Annotated in this window: 11 protein-coding genes; 5 read left to right on the forward strand and 6 right to left on the reverse strand. The window is 67.7% G+C overall.

The annotated features are described in order from the left end of the window. Positions 1–32 precede the first annotated feature (32 nt). The 3 genes from ASG43_RS03045 to ASG43_RS03055 all read right to left on the reverse strand — a co-directional run bounded on the left by ASG43_RS03045 (position 33) and on the right by ASG43_RS03055 (position 3,089). The gene (locus ASG43_RS03045) at positions 33–1,589 is read right to left on the reverse strand and encodes an NADH-quinone oxidoreductase subunit NuoF (RefSeq protein WP_056499975.1); all 1,557 of its coding nucleotides are present in this window, start codon (positions 1,587–1,589) and stop codon (positions 33–35) included. Continuing rightward, entirely contained in the window at positions 1,586–2,062 is a 477-nt protein-coding gene (locus ASG43_RS03050; protein ID WP_056499977.1) for a formate dehydrogenase subunit gamma, read from the reverse strand. Before ASG43_RS03050 ends, ASG43_RS03045 begins: the two co-directional genes overlap by 4 nt. Positions 2,063–2,201: 139 nt before the next feature. Further along, on the reverse strand, positions 2,202–3,089 hold the full coding sequence (locus tag ASG43_RS03055; protein WP_056499979.1) for a LysR family transcriptional regulator: 888 nt from the start codon (positions 3,087–3,089) through the stop codon (positions 2,202–2,204). A 110-nt stretch (positions 3,090–3,199) separates the two neighbouring features. On the opposite strand from ASG43_RS03055, the gene ribB reads away from it, so the two are divergent. From ribB to ASG43_RS03070, 3 genes are all read left to right on the forward strand, one after another. Beyond that, positions 3,200–4,327 (forward strand): 3,4-dihydroxy-2-butanone-4-phosphate synthase, encoded by a 1,128-nt coding sequence (ribB, locus tag ASG43_RS03060; RefSeq protein WP_156386372.1) that lies wholly within the window; start codon positions 3,200–3,202, stop codon positions 4,325–4,327. 12 nt (positions 4,328–4,339) lie between these two features. After that, complete coding sequence (locus ASG43_RS03065; RefSeq protein ID WP_056499984.1) at positions 4,340–5,173, forward strand: alpha/beta fold hydrolase; 834 nt, start codon at positions 4,340–4,342, stop codon at positions 5,171–5,173. 91 nt (positions 5,174–5,264) lie between these two features. Continuing rightward, positions 5,265–7,607 (forward strand): EAL domain-containing protein, encoded by a 2,343-nt coding sequence (locus tag ASG43_RS03070; protein WP_162244662.1) that lies wholly within the window; start codon positions 5,265–5,267, stop codon positions 7,605–7,607. 24 nt (positions 7,608–7,631) lie between these two features. Here the strand turns inward: ASG43_RS03070 and ASG43_RS03075 are convergent, their stop codons facing one another. After that, positions 7,632–9,707, reverse strand: coding sequence for an NAD(+) synthase (locus ASG43_RS03075; RefSeq protein ID WP_056499988.1), 2,076 nt, complete (start codon positions 9,705–9,707; stop codon positions 7,632–7,634). A 253-nt stretch (positions 9,708–9,960) separates the two neighbouring features. On the opposite strand from ASG43_RS03075, the gene ASG43_RS03080 reads away from it, so the two are divergent. Together ASG43_RS03080 and ASG43_RS03085 are read left to right on the forward strand one after the other, a co-directional pair. Next, entirely contained in the window at positions 9,961–11,487 is a 1,527-nt protein-coding gene (locus ASG43_RS03080) for an ATPase domain-containing protein (RefSeq protein ID WP_056501048.1), read from the forward strand. Next, positions 11,484–13,478, forward strand: coding sequence for a PAS domain-containing sensor histidine kinase (locus ASG43_RS03085; protein ID WP_056499990.1), 1,995 nt, complete (start codon positions 11,484–11,486; stop codon positions 13,476–13,478). Before ASG43_RS03080 ends, ASG43_RS03085 begins: the two co-directional genes overlap by 4 nt. Before the next feature lie 36 nt (positions 13,479–13,514). On the opposite strand, the gene ASG43_RS03090 is transcribed toward ASG43_RS03085, so the two are convergent. Then, on the reverse strand, positions 13,515–14,192 hold the full coding sequence (locus tag ASG43_RS03090) for a DUF2161 family putative PD-(D/E)XK-type phosphodiesterase (protein ID WP_348271058.1): 678 nt from the start codon (positions 14,190–14,192) through the stop codon (positions 13,515–13,517). Positions 14,193–14,445: 253 nt separating this feature from the next. After that, positions 14,446–15,462: a tyrosine-type recombinase/integrase gene (locus ASG43_RS03095; RefSeq protein WP_156386376.1), complete on the reverse strand. Its 1,017-nt coding sequence runs from the start codon at positions 15,460–15,462 to the stop codon at positions 14,446–14,448. Positions 15,463–15,651 lie beyond the last annotated feature (189 nt).

Genomic DNA, 15,651 nt, shown 5'->3' on the forward strand with positions numbered 1-15,651 from the left:
TCCGCCGGGACGCGACGTCGGGTTCATCCCCATCACTCCGCCGCCTCGCGCAGGGGCTCGCGACCGTGGAAATCTTCCGGGAAGTGCGTGATCGCCGACATCACGGGATAGGGCGTGAAGCCCCCGAGTGCGCAGAGCGAGCCGAACTTCATCGTGTTGCAGAGATCTTCCACCAGCGTCAGCGCTTCCGCCGGACGGTCGCCGGCGATGATGCGGTCGACCGTCTCGCGTCCGCGCACCGCGCCGATCCGGCAGGGCGTGCACTTGCCGCAGGATTCCACGGCGCAGAACTCGAAGGCGAAGCGCGCCTGTTTCAGCATGTCGACCGTGTCGTCGAAGACGACGATGCCGGCATGGCCGATCAGCCCGTCCCGCGCGGCGAAGGCCTCGTAGTCGAAGGGCGTGTCGAAGAGCTCGCGCGGGAAGTAAGCGCCGAGCGGCCCGCCGACCTGCACCGCGCGGACCGGCCGGCCCGACGCCGTGCCGCCGCCGATGCCGTCGACGATCTCGCCGAGCGTCAGGCCGAAGGCCGTCTCGTAGAGACCGCCGTGCTTCGCATTGCCGGCGATCTGCAGCGGGATCGTGCCGCGCGACCGGCCCATGCCGAAATTCTTGTAGACCTCCGCCCCATCCGCCAGGATCGCTGGCACCGAGGAGAGCGTGATCACGTTGTTGATGACGGTCGGCTTGCCGAAGAGACCCTTGTGCGCGGGGAGCGGCGGCTTGGCGCGCACCTGTCCTCTGCGCCCTTCCAGGCTTTCCAGCAGCGAGGTCTCCTCGCCGCAGACATAGGCGCCGGCTCCGACCCGGATCTCCATGTCGAAGGCGCGGCCCGAGCCGAGAACCGAGGCGCCGAGAATGCCCGCCGCGCGGGCGCGCCGCACGGCCTCGTTCATGACGCGGATGGCGACCGGATATTCCGAGCGCAGATACACGAAGCCCTTGGTCGCCTTCGTCGCGAGGCCGGCGATCGCCATGCCCTCGATGAGGCAGAAGGGATCGCCCTCCATGATCATGCGATCGGCGAAGGTGCCGCTGTCGCCCTCGTCGGCATTGGCGACGATGTATTTGCGCTCGTTCTCGGTTTCGAGAACCGTCTTCCACTTGATGCCGGTCGGGAAACCCGCGCCCCCGCGCCCGCGCAGACCCGAGGTCGTGACCTCGGCGACGACCTCCTCCGGCTGCATCGCGGCGGCGCGCTCCAGCCCCTTCAGGCCGCCATGCGCCCGGTAGTCGTCGAGCGACAGCGGATCGGTGATGCCGCAGCGCTTGAAGGTCAGTCGTGTCTGGTTGGCGAGGAAGGGCATGTCCTCCGGCCGCCCCAGGCGCTTCTCGTGCGCCTTGCCGTCGAGAAAGCCTGCCTTGAAGAGGCTCGCCACCTCATCGGGCTCGATCGGCCCGTATGCGATGCGCCCGTCCGCCGTTTCGACCTCGATCATCGGCTCCAGCCACGCCATGCCGCGTGAGCCGTTGCGGACGATCTCCACGTCGAGCCCCCGGTGGGAGGCCGTCTGGCGGATGGCCTCTGCGATCTCGTCGGCGCCGCAGGCGACCGCGAAACTGTCGAGCGGAACGAAGATGCGGGTCACAGGCGGATCTCCTCGGCAAGCGCCTCGACCTTGGCGGGCGTCAGCCGGCCAACGATCCGGCCATGGTCGATCATGGCGGAAGGACCGGCCGCGCAGAGACCGAGGCAGTAGACGGCCTCCAGCGTCACGCGCCCATCCGGCGTCGTCTCGCCGAAGGCGATGCCGAGCGCGCGCTCGGCGGCATCCGCCACGGCATCCGACCCGCGGGACTGGCAGGCCTCGGCCCGGCAGACCTTCAGGACATGGCGGCCGTGCGGCTCGGCCTTGTAGTCGTGATAGAAGGACACGACGCCGTAGACCTCGGCGCGCGACAGGTTCAGCGCCGCGGAGATCTGGCGGACCGCGTCCTCGCCGACGAAACCGAACCGGCTCTGAAGCGCGTTCAGGATGGGCAGCAGCGGACCTTCGAGATCCCTGTGCTGCTCGATGATGTCGGCGGCCTCCTCGGCATCGAATGCCACATGCAAAGTCAAACTCGGCCTCCCCAGGCGGTAACACCGCCTTTCCGGCGGTCGTGCGTCGGCTCCGAGGCGATTTGGAACCGTTTCAAGGAGAAGGCACCCGTCTCATTCAAAAATCAATGCGCAACTCCCGTCCGACGATAGAGGATCTCTATCGTTCCAGCTCGGCTGAGGCCGCTTCCTTCCAGAAGGCGTCGATCAGCGGAGGGCGGGGATTCCGGCGGGCGCCGGCGAGCCCGATCGTGTAGCTGGCATCCGGCTCGGTGATCGGTATGGCCCGCATCGGCTCGCCGAGACCAAGGATTTCCGCCGATCGGAAGGGCATGATGGTCGCGAAGCGCCCGGTGCGCACATGGGCGATCAGCGCGATCATGGAGTTGGATTCCAGCACCGTGCGGAACGGCGTTCCGACGCGGCCGAGGAGACCGTTCAGGATCTTGCGGTTCTGCATCGTCGCCGAGAGAAGGCAGAGCGGAATGGAGGCCGCTTGCGCCCAAGTGACGCGCGCCTCCTCGGCGAAGGGATTGCCCGCCGTCGTCACGAGGCAATAGCGCTCCTCGTAGAGCGCGACCGTGTCGAGACGCGCCAGACGGTCGTCGTCGAGATAGGTGATCCCGAGATCGATCGCGAAATCCTCGAGGCCGGTCACGATCTCCGACGAGGTGCGCGACTGGATCTCGAAGGTGACGCCGGGATGCTTCTCGAAGAAGGGCGTGGTCAGGCGCGAGACGACGGCGAGCGCCGTCGGGATGGCCGCGATCCTCAGATGCCCGGACAGTCCGAGACGGACGGCGCGGATCTCGTCCTGCATGGTCCGCACGTCCCCGACGATCCGGCGCGCCCAGCCGAGCACCCGCGCGCCCTCCTCCGTCAGTCCCTGGAAGCGCGAGCCGCGATTGACGAGGGTCACGCCGAGACGCTCCTCCAGCTGGCGGATGCCGGCCGAGAGCGTCGGCTGCGTCACGCCGAGACGCTCGGCCGCCCGTCCGAAATGGCGTTCGGCGGCCAGCGCGATGAAGTAGTCGAGCTTGTCGATCATGGCGATGAGTCTAGCACGAACGGTGCTTTCACCATCCCGCCGATTGATTCCGATGGCGTCACCGGACTAGGACAACGCGGGCGGGAGACACCCCGGGGACGGACATGACCATGGAACTCGACAGCATAGAAGATGCGATCGCGGCGATCGCGGCGGGCGAACTCGTGGTCGTCGTGGACGACACCGATCGAGAGAACGAAGGCGACCTGATCATGGCCGCCTCCATGGCGACCCCGGAGAAGATGGCCTTCATGATCCGCCACACGAGCGGCATCATCTGCGTGCCGATGACGGCGGACCGGGCCGACAAGCTGAATCTCCCGCCGATGGTCGCCAACAACATCGATCCGATGCGCACGGCCTTCACCGTCTCGGTCGACTACAAGATCGGCATGACGACCGGCATCTCGGCCGAGGAGCGCACCAACACCGTGCGCGCCCTCGCCAACGGAAACTGCGCGGCCGGCGACTTCCTGAAACCCGGCCACATCTTTCCGCTGATCGCGCGAGCCGGCGGCGTCCTCACCCGCTCCGGCCACACCGAGGCGGGCTGCGATCTCGCCGAACTCGCCGGCCTCGAACCGGCCGGCGTTCTGGCGGAGGTCGTCAACGACGACGGCACGGTGAAGCGCCTCGCCGAACTCGTGCCCTTCGCCCGCGAGCACAAGCTGAAGATCATCTCGATCGAGGACCTCATCTCCTACCGCATCCGCCGCGAATCCTTCGTGACCTGCGTGCGCGAGGTCCCGATGGCGCTCGGGGGCGTCGAGGGCGTCGTGCGGATCTACGAGACCCCGTTCGACGACATGCAGCACGTCGTCGCCGTGTTCGGAGACGTCCGGGGACGCGAGCGGGTGCCGACGCGCATCCATCGCGAGCAGCCCGTGATCGATCTCCTCGATCGCGGCGCCGGCCGGAGCTGGGTCGAGATCGCGCTGGAGCGGCTGAAGGTCGAGGGCCACGGCGTCCTCATGCTGCTGCGCCAGCCCAATGTCGACGATTTCGAGGGCAAGGCGACGCCGCTCGCGGATGCCGCCGAAGAGGCGCCCCGCGACGGCGAGCGCCATGTCAGCGCGCAGAAGCGGATGCAGCGCTGGCGCGAGGTCGGCATCGGGGCCCAGATCCTGCGCGATCTCGGCGTTCGCTCCATCTCCGTCGTCGCCACGCAGGAGCGCTCCTATGTCGGACTCAGCGGGTTCGGCATCGAAGTCGCCGGCACGATCCTCGTCGAAGACTGAAGCCCCCACCGTTTGGACCCGCGCCCGCTCCGGCACGACGATCATCCGGCAGCGCCCGGCGCCCAGCCGGCGCTGCCGATCCTCTTCCTCCACGGCGCCGTGCAGACGCGCGCCGTCTGGGACGCGCAGGTGGCGGCGCTCGCCGGCACGCGGCGCATCGTCGTGCCGGACCTTCGCGCGCACGGGGCGACACCGCTCGGCAGCGAGACGCTGACGATCGGGCTGATGGCGCAGGACGTCGCGGCCCTGATGGCCGATCTCGGCCTCCGCCGCGCCGTCGTTTGCGGCGTGTCGCTCGGCGGCATGGTGGCGCTGGACCTCGCGGCCACGGCGCCGGACCGGGTCGCGGCCCTCGTTCTCGCCAACACGCCGCGGTCGCTGACCCCGCATCCCTGGCTCCGGCGCACCATCGCCGCGCTCGATCCGCAGCGGCTCCTCTATCCCGTCTTTCGCCTTCTCGGCCGCCGCCGGACCGCCCGGCTCGGCCTCGCGCTCGCCCGGCGGATCGTCGGGCCGCAATGGGTCGGACGAACGGCGCGCCACCACTTCATCGAAGGCTTCACGGCCATGCCCGACGCGGCGATCGTGGCGACCTACGGCGCGATCGTCGAGCATCGTCCGACCGATCCCGAACAGATCGCCTGCCCGACGCTCGTCGTCGAGGGCGACGACGATGCCGGATCGATCCGATCGGAAGCCCTCGTCCTCGCCCGCCGCCTGCGGCTGGCACGCCATGTCGTCCTCGACGCCGGACATGTCGCCACGCTGGACGATCCCGCCGCGTTCAACGACGCCCTCCTGGCCTTCCTCGACCAGATGTCGGCGCTGCCGCCGCGCCCTGAATAAGCGGGATCACTTAAGCGGACCTTCACTTCTCGCCGCCATCTTCCCCAAAGCAGTTCGCAGGGCGATACTTACGAAGGGGGTTCGTTCGACGGTGAAGACGACAACGGCCTCCACATTCGAAGGCTCACGGAGAACGCCTGCGCTCGTCGTGATGCTGGCGTTGACGATCTTCGTCGTCGTCGGCGTCAATATCGGCGCCTTCTCCGTCATGGCGACGCAGCGCCACGCGACGCTGGTGCATTCCGATCGCGACATCCGCAACCTCGCGGCCCTCCTGTCCAAGCAGACGGACCGATCCTTCCAGACCGTCGACATCGTCCATCGCAACATCATCGGCCGCCTCGCCGGCTTCGGACTGAACGATCGCTTCGCCCTGGAGATCGCCGGCAAGGAACGGTTCGTCCACGACATGCTCGTGCGCGACACGGCCGCGGTGAACTTCGTCACCTGGATCTCGCTCGTCGACGACAAAGGCCGGATCGTTTCGACTTCGCGGTCCTTCCCCGCGCCGAAATTCGATCTTTCCCAGCGCGACTACTTCAAGGCGCTCTCGAAGGATGACGGGCTCGAGACCTTCGTCAGCGAACCCATCCTCAACCGCGACGACGACCGCAGCAACATCTATGTCGCGCGCCGCATCTCCGATCCGCAGGGCCATTTCGTCGGCATCCTGATCGCGGGCATCGACACCGGCTACTTCCAGAAGCTCTATCGCGACATCGACGTCGAGGCCGTCGACAACATCCTCCTCATGCGGGACGACGGAAAGATCCTGTCCAGCCGCGAACCCGGGGATCTCGGCCGCATCGCCGACATCGCGGGCGCGCTGCGCTACCGCGAGAGCTTCATCCTGCGCGACCCCGGGACGGTCCGCACCTACGGGGAGATCGAGGACGACGACGGCACCGTGGTCGCACAGCTCGAAGCCTACCCGGCCATGGTCGTCGTGCGCAACAATCCGAGCGTCGTGCTCGAAACCTGGCGCGGCGAGCTGGTGCTCGTCGTCGTCATGGTTCTCGCCGTCGATCTCAGCGTTCTCGTCGCCGTCCTGCTCGGGCTGAACCTGATGCGGCAGGAGCGCAAGATGCGCGATGCCGAACGCCATTCCGCAAGACACGACATCCTGACCGGCCTTCCCAACCGCATCCACTTCCAGGAAACGCTCGACGGAGCGCTGGCGCGGGTGGAGACCGTCCGCTTCGGCCTCGTTCTCATCGATCTCGACAATTTCAAGGAGGTGAACGACGGCCAGGGCCATCAGGCCGGTGACGAACTGCTCAAGCTCGTGGCCGCGCGCCTGGGCGCGTGCATCGATGCCGGCGACGTTCTCGCCCGGCTGGGCGGCGACGAGTTCGCCATCATCAAGCGCGACATCGCGGGACGATGCGACCTCGAGCGCCTGGCCGAAGCTGCGCTGGCCGCCTTCAAGGCCCCCTTCCCCATCCGGGACCGGCAGGTGTCCGTCGGCGCCAGCATCGGCATCGCGCTCGGCAACACCGATAAGGATGCCGCGCTTCTGTTCGATCACGCCGACATGGCGCTCTACCAGGCCAAGGCGCTCGGCCGCGGCACGATCCGCTTCTTCTCGCCCGAGCTTCAGGCCGAGAAGGTGGAGCGCAAGACGCTCGCCCAGGACCTGGACGAGGCGGTCCGCGAGGAGAAGCTCGAACTCCATTTCCAGCCGGTCGTGGATCTGTCGACCTGCCGGCTGGCGGGATACGAGGCTCTCCTGCGCTGGAACGATCCCGTGCGCGGCGCCGTGCCGCCCGCCACCTTCATACCGATTGCGGAGGAGACCGGAGCGATCGGGCCGCTCGGGCGCTGGGTGCTTCGCGAGGCCTGCCGTCAGGCGGTCGCCTGGCCGAGCCATCTCACCGTCGCGGTCAACCTGTCGCCGGCCCAGATCCAGCTCTGCGACGTCGCCGGCGAAGTGGAATCGGCCCTCGCAGATTCGGGCCTGTCGCCGTCGCGGCTGGAGATCGAGATCACCGAAACCGTGCTTCTCGATCAGCCCGCCGCCGCCAAGACGCTGCACCGGCTCGTGGCTCTCGGCGTCTCGATCTCGCTCGACGATTTCGGTACGGGCTATTCCTCGCTGAGCTATCTGCGCAGCTTCCCGTTCCGGCGGATCAAGATCGACCGGTCCTTCGTGGCCGAGATGATTCACAACCGCGAGGCGGCGGCGATCGTGCAGACGGTGCGCGATCTCGCGGGCCGCCTCGGCACCGTGGTGACGGCCGAGGGCATCGAGACGCACGCCCAGCTTCGCATGCTGCAGGCCATGGGCTGCGACGCCGGTCAGGGCTACCTGATCAGCCGTCCGATGCCGGCCGCCGAGGTCGCGCGCTTCACCGAGACCTTTTCGGCGGGAAGCCCCTTCGCGCCCGGCCAAGAGGTTGAAGCGGCTCCGCGGTCGAACCGGCACGTCGCCTGACCGGGGCCGCCGCTCGCTCCGGCCTCAGCGCTCCGGATCCGCTTTCGGCACGCGTTCGAGATCCTGCAGCCAGACGGCGGCCGTTCCGTCCGAGGGCGCACGCCAGTCGCCGCGTGGGCTGAGGCTGCCGCCGGCCGAGACCTTCGGCCCGTTCGGCATGGCGGTGCGCTTGAACTGACTCGTCTGGAAGAACCGGACGAGGAACCGCTCCAGCCAGAGGCGGATCGTTGCGAGATCGTACTGGTTCCTCTTGGCCTCCGGAAAGTTCGCTGGCCAGTGTCCGGCCGCGACGTCGCGCCAGGCCTGCCAGGCGAGGAAGGCGACCTTGGCCGGCGGCGCGCCGTTGCGCATCGTGTGGAACAGGAAGAAATCGTTCAGCTCGTAGGGGCCGACCTTGGATTCCGTGCTCTGGATCGCGCCTTGCGCATCGGCCGGCACGAGCTCGGGCGAGATCTCGGTGGCGAGGATCGCGGTGAGCACCTCGCCGGTCGCCTCGTCGAACTGACGCGTCGCGACCGTCCAGCGGATGAGATACTGGATGAGCGTCTTCGGCACGCCGGCATTGACGCCGTAATGGCTCATCTGGTCGCCGACCCCATAGGTGCACCAGCCGAGCGCGAGTTCGGAGAGATCGCCCGTCCCGATGACGAAGCCGCGTCGCTGGTTGGCGAGACGGAAGAGATAGTCGGTGCGAAGGCCGGCCTGCACGTTCTCGAAGGTGATGTCGTAGACCGGCTCGCCCTCCGCGAAGGGATGGCCCATGTCGGCCAGCATCTGGCGCGCCGCGGGACGGATGTCGATCTCGTCCGCCTCGATGCCGAGCGCGCGCATCAGCGTCCAGGCGTTCGCCTTCGTCCCCTCCCCCGTGGCGAAGCCGGGCATGGTGAAGCCGAGGATCGTCGTCCGGGGCAGGCCGAGAATGTCGCAAGCCTTGGCGGCCACGATCAGGGCATGGGTCGAATCAAGGCCGCCGGAGACGCCGATCACCATGCGATCGCCCGACGTCGCCTCGAAGCGCCGCACGAGGCCGTGGACCTGGATGTTGAAGGCCTCGAAACAATCGGCGTCGAGGCGATCGGGATGGTTCGGCACATAGGGAAAGCGCCGGAGCGGACGGCGCAGGGTTTCCGGGGGATGGGCCGGCGCATGCTCGAAGCCGATGCGGCGGAACGTGGTCTCGGGATGGCCGGACAGCACCGCGGCATCGTTGAAGGTCGGCATGCGCAGGCGCTCCTGGTGGAGGCGCTGCGTGTCGACGTCGGCCGCGATCAGCTGCGGCTCGCGCTGGAAGCGCGGCGTCTGCGCGAGGCGGTCGCCGAGCTCGTAGATCATGCCCTGCCCGTCCCAGGAGAGATCGTTGGTGCTCTCGCCCGAGCCGGCCGCCGAATAGACATAGGCCGAGGAGGTGCGCATCGCCTGCGAGGCGCCGAGGACATGCCGGTCCTCGGACTTGCCCACCACGATCGGCGAGGCCGAGAGATTGCAGAGGATCAGCGCGCCCGCGAGCGCACCGAGCGTCGAGGGCGGCGTCGGCGCCCAGTAATCCTCGCAGATCTCCACATGGAACACGAAGCCCGGCAGCGTGCGGCAGGCGAAGAGGAGGTCCGTGCCGAAGGGCGCGTCGATGCCGGCGACCTCGATCGACAGTCCCGCCAACCCCGCGCCGGACGCGAACCAGCGCTTCTCGTAATATTCGCGGTAGTTCGGCAGGAAGGTCTTCGGCACGACGCCGAGGATCGCGCCGCCCTTCACCACGACCGCGCAGTTGTAGAGACGGCCCCGGCGCCGGAGCGGCGCACCGAGAACGAGGACGACGTCGCTGGATGCGCTCGCCGCGACGATCCCGGCGATGGCCGCTTCGACGCCGTCGAGCAGCGCCTCCTGGAGATGGAGATCGTCGATCGCGTAGGTGGACAGGTTGAGCTCGGGGAAAATCAGGAGATCGATGCCCTCCTCGGCGGCCCGCCGCTGCATGTCGAGCACGGCGTCGGCATTGGCGGAGGGATCGGCGATATGGGCTCGCGGCGTCGCCACGCCGACGCGCACGAAGCCATGCGTGTGGATCGAGGCGAAGGGCCTTTCGGCGGGATGTCGGGTCACGTGGGCGCTCCAGGGGACGATCGGACCAAGCGCGTGAGATGCCCCGGCATGGACCGCCGCGCAAGGCGAAACACCGAAGGCGCCTGCGCTGTCGCCGCCCGGAAGACGGGAATTCGCACCGGCCTTCACACGACGAGGTTGAATGTAGCCACCTACCGATTGGCTGGCCGAAATCGCATTTGTCCTGTCAAGGTTCATGTCGGAGGCGTCAAAAGCCGTGCTAGGAATCACCAACCGATTGATAGAGACGATGATGCCCGACGTTCGAGACGACCTGACTCCCGTTCCCAGACTGGCCGAGGCTCCCGTGTCGACCGGCATCGCGGGCCTCGATCACATCCTCGGCGCGGGTCTGACGCCGGACCGGCTCTATCTCGTCGAGGGAACGCCCGGCACGGGCAAGACCACGCTGTCGCTCCAGTTCCTCCTCGCCGGCGTGGCGGCGGGCGAAAGCGGTCTCTACATCACCCTTTCGGAAACGGCCGAGGAGCTTCGCGCCGTCGCCGCCACCCATGGCTGGTCGCTGGATGCGCTGTCGATCTTCGAGCTCGTCGGCGAGGACGGGCTCGATCCCGACAGCGAACAGTCGATCCTGCATCCGTCCGAAGTGGAACTCGGCGAGACCACCAAGGGCGTCATGCGCAAGGTCGAGGAGATGCGCCCGCGCCGCGTCGTCTTCGACAGCCTCTCCGAGATGCGGCTGCTGGCGCAGAACCCATTGCGCTACCGCCGGCAGATCCTCGCCTTGAAGCAGTTCTTCTCCAGCCGGCGCTGCACCGTGCTCATGCTCGACGACCGCACCTCCGACGGCAACGACCTGCAGCTTCACTCGATCGCCCACGGGGTCATCTCGCTGGAGCAGAATGCGCGGGAGTTCGGCCCGGAGCGACGGCGCCTGCGCGTGGTGAAGATGCGCGGCATCAAGTTCCGCGGCGGCTACCACGACTTCAACCTCGACACCGGCGGGCTCCTCGTGTTTCCCCGCCTCGTGGCGGCCGAACATCACAAGGCGTTCGACGGCGCCCATGCCTCGACTGGCAACGAAAAGCTCGACGCCCTGCTCGGCGGGGGCCTTGCGCCGGGAACCAACACGCTTCTGTCGGGTCCCTCCGGCGTCGGCAAGACGACGACCGCCGTCCGCTGCATGCTGGCGGCGTTGCAGCGCGGCGAGAAGGCGACCTACTACCTCTTCGACGAGGGTCTCGGAACGCTGATGTCGCGCTCGGCCATGCTCGGGATGGACATCCGGCCCTTCCTGGAGAGCGGGCAGCTCGCCCTCCACCAGATCGATCCGGCCGAACTCTCGCCGGGCGAGTTCACGAGCCGGGTCCGCCACGCCGTCGAGGCGGGCTCGCGCTTTCTCGTCGTGGACAGCCTGAACGCCTATCTGCACGCCATGCCCGGCGAGCAGTTCCTGCTGCTTCAGATGCACGAGATCCTGACCTATCTCAGCCAGCAGGGCGTCACGACGCTTCTGATCCTCGGACAGCATGGTCTCGTCGGCGACATGCGCTCGGATATCGATCTCAGCTATCTCAGCGACGCCATTCTCCTCTTCCGCTTCTTCGAGGCGCAAGGAAAGGTCCGCACGGCCATCGCCGCCGTGAAGAGCCGCACCAGCGCGCATGAGCGCGCGATCCGCGAGTTCCGCCTCGGTCCGGACGGGCTGACCGTCGGCGACTCGCTGAACGATTTCGAGGGGGTCCTGACGGGTCTTCCCTCCTACAAGGGCGGCATGGCCATGTTGAACGACGACGTCCTGGACGGCCGACCGGAGTGAGCGCATCGGACGAACGGATTCTCGTCCTCGCGCCGCGCGGGCGCGACGGCGACGTGGCGACGAGGGTTCTGGCGGCAGGCGGTCTCGAGGCGCTCGCCTGTCTTGATCTCGCCGCGCTCTGCGCCCGTCTCGACGAGGGCGCGGGCGGCGTTCTCCTCACCGAGGAGGCCCTGACGGTCGACGGACTCGACCGCTTCCTCGACTGGATCGACCGCCAGCCGATCTGGTCGGATCTGCCGGTGGTGGTCCTCGCATCCAAGCGCGTCGGCCCGCGTCCGGGCCGAGCCGCCGAGATCCTGGACCATCTCGGCAACGTCATCCTCCTGGAACGCCCGATCAACGCGGAAACGCTCCTCAGCGCGGCCCGCTCGGCGATCCGCGGGCGCCGGCGCCAATACCAGGCGCGCACCATGCTGGAGGCCGAGGAACGCGCCGCCACGGATCTGCGCCATCTCAACGAAACGCTGGAACAGCGCGTCGCCGAGCGCACCGCCGAGCGCGACCGCATGTGGCGGCTCTCCTCCGACCTCATGGACGTCTGCAACATCGAAGGCCGGCTCCTGGCGGTGAACCACGCCTGGACCGCCATGCTGGGCTGGACGGAGCCCGAGCTTCTCGCGCTCAACTTCCTCGACCTCGTCCATCCCGACGACATCGCTCCGACCCTTGCCGAAATGCGCAAGCTCGAAGACGGCGCGATGACGCTTCGCTTCGAGAACCGCTTCCGCTCCCGGGACGGCGCCTATCGCCAGATCTCCTGGACGGCTTCGCCCGAGGCCGGCAACTTCTATGCGATCGGCCGCGACATCACCGAGCAGCGCGCGACCGAGGACGCGCTCCGCCAGAGCCAGAAGATGGAGGCCATCGGCCAGCTCACCGGCGGCATCGCGCATGATTTCAACAACATGCTCGCCGGGGTCGTCGGATCGCTCGATCTGATGCGACGCCGCATCGCCGCCAACGAGATGGAGCGCGTGCCGCGCTATCTCGACGCCGCCATGACCTCGGCCCAACGGGCGGCCGGCCTCACCGCCCGTCTCCTCGCCTTCGGACGTCGCCAGTCGCTCGACCTCAAGGCGACCGACGTCAACGGCGTCGTCGCCGGGCTGGAGGAACTGATGCGCCGGACGCTCGGCGAGAACGTCCTCGTGGAGACGCGCCTTGCACCCGATCTCTGGCCGAGCCGCACCGACGCGAACCAGCTGGAGAGCGCGATGCTCAATCTCGCGATCAACGCGCGCGACGCGATGCCCGAGGGCGGCCGGCTGACCGTCGCGACGCGCAACCGGACGTTCGGCGCCACGGAGGCGCGGCAGCTGGAAGGCCTCGCCCCCGGCGACTACATCCAGATCGACGTCGCCGACACCGGGATCGGCATGTCCGCACAAACCCTGAAGAAGGTCTTCGAACCGTTTTTCACGACCAAGCCGGTCGGTCAGGGAACAGGCCTCGGCCTGTCCATGATCTACGGCTTCGCCAAGCAGTCGAACGGGCACGTGACGGTGAAGAGCAGAGAAGGCGAGGGAACGGTGATGAGCCTCGTCCTGCCCCGTTTCGCCGAACCGGCCGAGGCGATCGAGGATGGAGAGGACATGCAGGCACCCAAGGGCGACGGCGAGACGGTTCTCGTGGTCGAGGACGAGGCGCTCGTTCGCATGCTCGTCGTCGATGTGCTGGAGGATCTCGGCTATCGCGCGATCGAAGCCGCCAGCGCCGACGAGGCGATCCCCTATCTGAAGGGCGATGGCCGGATCGATCTCCTGATGACGGATGTCGGCCTGCCCGGCATGAACGGACGTCAGCTCGCCGAGGTCGCCCGGAGCGTCCGGCCGGAGCTGAAGATCCTGTTCGTCACCGGCTATGCCGAAAAGGCCGCCGTGCGCGGCGATTTCCTGGGCGACCGGATGGACATCGTGACGAAGCCCTTCGTCTTCGAGTCGCTGGCGACGAAGATCCGCGAGATGATCGAAGGCGACGCATCCGCCGCGTGAGACGACGCTGCCTGCGCGATGGCCGCGCCCCGTCGGTCAGGCCGGCGGGGTTTCGGGGCGTTCGGGCCACCGGGCGATCGCCTCGTGCCCGGCCGGCGTCAATCCGTAGATGCCGCGCTCGCGACGCTCGAACCAGCCGTAGACGTTGCGCTGGAGCATGGAAGCGGCCTTCGGCGCGATGTCGACGAGATCGCGAGGCCGAAGGGGTCCTTCGGCCAGACGCCGCGCGCAGGCGAGCGCGTCCTGCCGGTAGGCCGTCATGATGGGCGCCTTCGAGCCGCCCCCCGCGACGGGATCGCCGCGGCGTCGCCGATGCTCGTCGACGAGGCGCGAGCGACGGCGGGGATCGCGGCGCGGCGCGGGCGCCGCCGGGCTCAAGAGCAGGTGGACGGCGCCGTCTCCACCGACCGCGATGAGGCCGAAGCCGAGCCGTCGGCAGAGCTGCCGGAACCGTGCGTCGCTTTCTCGCCCCTTGCCCCGCCGCGACAGGCTGGCCGCGAGCCAGACCTCGTCGGCCGCCGCGGCCCGATCGACCGCCTGGAGGACGAGTTCGAGGTTGAAGGACAGCTTCAGTTCGCAGATCACGACGACCGGCGGCTCGTCCGGCGATAGGCCGAGAAGGTCGCAGCCGCCGATCTCTCCCTTCACCGCATAGCCGAGCCCTTCGAGGAATCGCTTGATCGGCAGATAGAGCGAGGTTTCCTGGGCTGCCAAGCTGAAGCCTTCTTCCGCCGGATCGTCGATCCCTCACACGCGGCACCGCACGACACGAAACCGGAGCGCAAAACGAAAAAGCGGCCCGAAAGGACCGCCGCGTGCTCTGTCTGGATCTGGTGATGACCAGACATCCGATGATCGAATGTCCGAAAAATTGGAGCGGGCGAAGGGATTCGAACCCTCGACCCCAACCTTGGCAAGGTAGGGCTCGACGAGCGCAAAGCCTTATGCCGCAGGGGTTCCAGGTCCATCACTTTCCCTCTGTGTCAGTTTTGTGCCCGTTCGGCGAAACGCTGGTCTCGTTCTGAGCATCGAACAGGTCTGCGGTGATCTGTCCAGCCTTCTCGCTTTTCGCGTAGGTCTCCAGGAACAGCCGCGACGACTTCCAGTCGCCCGCTTCCATCGCATCCTTCAGCGTCGCGCCCATCGCGAGCGCATTCGTCGCGAAGCTGTGCCGGCCCGCCTGATGCGGCGAAACGAACTCGATCCCTGCCCGCCGGCACACCGCGATCATCCGGTTGCGCACGCCGAACCGATCGGCGTAGCCGAACACGGGCTTCTCTGGATCGAGATCCAACGCGCCGATCCGGTCGGCCAGCTCGCGCGTGATGTGCTTGGGACGGAAGGTTCCGGTCTTCGTCTTGTTGAGGACGATCACCCGCTTGTCGAGGTCGAGGTCGGCCGGCTTCACCCGGCACGCTTCCGACACGCGCGTCCCCGTCTGGAACATCATCAGCACGATCGCGGACAGGTGCGGCAGACCGTCGGCGTCCGCCTGGGCGACGAAGGCGTCGATCCAGCTCCGCTCCACCGACACGCGGCGCGACGTCTCGACCTTGAAGTGCTTCACCCGGATCATCGGGCACCAGCCGAGATTGGCCGCGTGGTTGATGATGGCGCGGGTCGGCGTGATGACTTGGCGATTGCGGGTGGCAGCGTTGGCGTCGGGCTTGAGCTTGCGCGCCGCCGCCGTGATGTCGCCGGGCTTGATCTTCGACAGCTCCCAGTCGCCGAAGTGCCTGACGATCGGCTCGGAGTAGCGGTTCTCGCCGCCGCCCTCCACGTAGCTGATGAACGCTTCGGCGAAGGTGCGGATCGTGTCCTCGCCGTAGGTCTTCGCCTTGAAGAGGCGCGCCGCTAGTTGAGAGATGGCTTCCTTCGCTTCCCCGCGGTCGCGAGTGCCAAGGCTTTGGCGGATGCGACGTCCACCAACCGAACCGACCGCGTACCACCAGCCGTCACGCTTTTTCGGTGTGAGCCCTGCCAAGCCATCGACTCCCTGATCTGCTCGATGTGCTCGGGGTAGAGCACTTTCCTGTTCCCGCGCTTTTCATAGAACGGGTGCTTCTTGAGGATTTCGCTCATGCCCCGGCGGGACACGCCGAGAATGCGCGCAGCGCCTTCGATGTCGACGGGCTCCAGGCGCTCGGCCCATTTCGGCAGTGTCATCGCACGC

Source organism: Aureimonas sp. Leaf454, from assembly GCF_001424685.1.
Taxonomy (GTDB): domain Bacteria; phylum Pseudomonadota; class Alphaproteobacteria; order Rhizobiales; family Rhizobiaceae; genus Plantimonas.

Excerpts from the sequence above, each read along its gene's own strand:
- ASG43_RS03055 (WP_056499979.1), bottom strand. The coding sequence starts at position 3,089 with ATGATCGACAAGCTCGACTACTTCATCGCGCTGGCCGCCGAACGCCAT.
- ASG43_RS03080 (WP_056501048.1), top strand. The coding sequence starts at position 9,961 with ATGCCCGACGTTCGAGACGACCTGACTCCCGTTCCCAGACTGGCCGAG.
- ribB (WP_156386372.1), top strand. The coding sequence starts at position 3,200 with ATGGAACTCGACAGCATAGAAGATGCGATCGCGGCGATCGCGGCGGGC.